Genomic DNA, 1,293 nt, shown 5'->3' on the forward strand with positions numbered 1-1,293 from the left:
GGCCCGGCTCGGGCTCCGGTGGGGGCGGGACGATCTCCTCGGCGGTGTAGCCCAGCTTCTCGACGAGGGCGATCAGCTGGGCGACCTCGACTCCGTCGGCGTAGGTGACCTTCGCCTTCTCCGTGGCGAGGTTGACCGAGGCGGCGGTCACGCCCGCCACGCGGTTCAGCTTCCGCTCGATGCGGGAGGAGCAGGAGGCGCAGGTCATCCCGCCGACGGCGAGTTCGACCTGGGAGACGCCGGAGGCCCCGGAGGCATCGGGGACAGCCGAGGCATCAGGGGCAGCGGAGACTTCGGAGACTTCCGTCATGACTCTTTCGTACACCTCTGGGCTGGTGAAACGGCAACGGGCCCCGTGGTGTCGGCGCCGACACCACAGAGCCCGGATTACCGGCGGGTCGCCGGTCAGGCCTTGGCGCCGACCAGTTCGTAGCCCGCCTCGTCGACCGCGGCGCGCACCGCGGCCTCGTCCAGCGGGGCCTCGGAGACGACGGGGACCTGGCCGGTGGCGGCGACGGCCTTGACGGAGGTGACGCCCGCGATCTCCGAGATCTCGGCGGAGACGGCGCCCTCGCAGTGGGCGCAGGTCATCCCCGCCACCTCGTACACCGTGGTGACGGCGCCCTGCGGGGCCTCGGCGGAGCCGGAGTGGCAGGAACCGCTGGGGGAGCAGCAGGAGCCGGTCGTCTCGGACGCGGCCTGGGGAAGCTCGGTCTGGGCGCTCATGTCGTTCTCCTCGGAAAGGCGTGTGTACGTATGCGACGTGTGTGCGTGTGCGACGCGTGTACGTATGCGACGTAACGTGCGGGAGGGGGTCCCGGAGTCCCCTGGACCCCCTGACACTCAACACACTATACCCCTAGGGGGTATTTCTCAACGCGACCCGGAGGCGGCCCGGGCGCGCTCGCGGGGCGTCAGCCTCTGCGTCCGCGGTTGCCGGGACGGGCCGCCACCCAGGCGCGGATCGTGTCCGCGTACCAGAAGGGCTTGCCGCTCTCCACGTGGTCGGGGTCGGGCAGTAGTCCGTGCTTGCGGTAGGAGCGCACGGTGTCGGGCTGCACCCGGATGTGCGCGGCGATCTCTTTGTACGACCAGAGCCTGCGGTCGGTCATCGTGGCACCTCCCTGCGTGCGCCCAGGGCGGCCGGAGAGGCCGACGGGGGAACTGGGCGCGACGCGCGGCGATCATTCAGCCTGTGCCCGGTGAACGACGCAGAGTGACCGCTGGGGCCCGGCTGTGGACCGGCTGTGACGTAAGGGCCGCGTACGTGAGACATGTGTGACAGGAAAAGAG

General features: G+C 70.5%; 3 protein-coding genes. All 3 read right to left on the reverse strand.

Features of this window, described 5'->3' with window-relative positions; genetic code table 11:
* Window positions 1-208 (reverse strand): cation transporter (locus GKQ77_RS32805; RefSeq protein WP_258022362.1); only part of this gene is annotated, 208 nt, incomplete at its 3' end.
* 197 nt (window positions 209-405) lie between these two features.
* Window positions 406-726: a heavy-metal-associated domain-containing protein gene (locus tag GKQ77_RS32810; RefSeq protein ID WP_219692792.1), complete on the reverse strand. Its 321-nt coding sequence runs from the start codon at window positions 724-726 to the stop codon at window positions 406-408.
* Window positions 727-914: 188 nt separating this feature from the next.
* Window positions 915-1,112, reverse strand: a complete 198-nt coding sequence (locus tag GKQ77_RS32815; protein ID WP_030790194.1) for a MarR family transcriptional regulator — start codon at window positions 1,110-1,112, stop codon at window positions 915-917.
* Between the last annotated feature and the right edge of the window lie 181 nt (window positions 1,113-1,293).

Source organism: Streptomyces anatolicus (assembly GCF_019400875.1).
GTDB lineage: Bacteria > Actinomycetota > Actinomycetes > Streptomycetales > Streptomycetaceae > Streptomyces > Streptomyces anatolicus.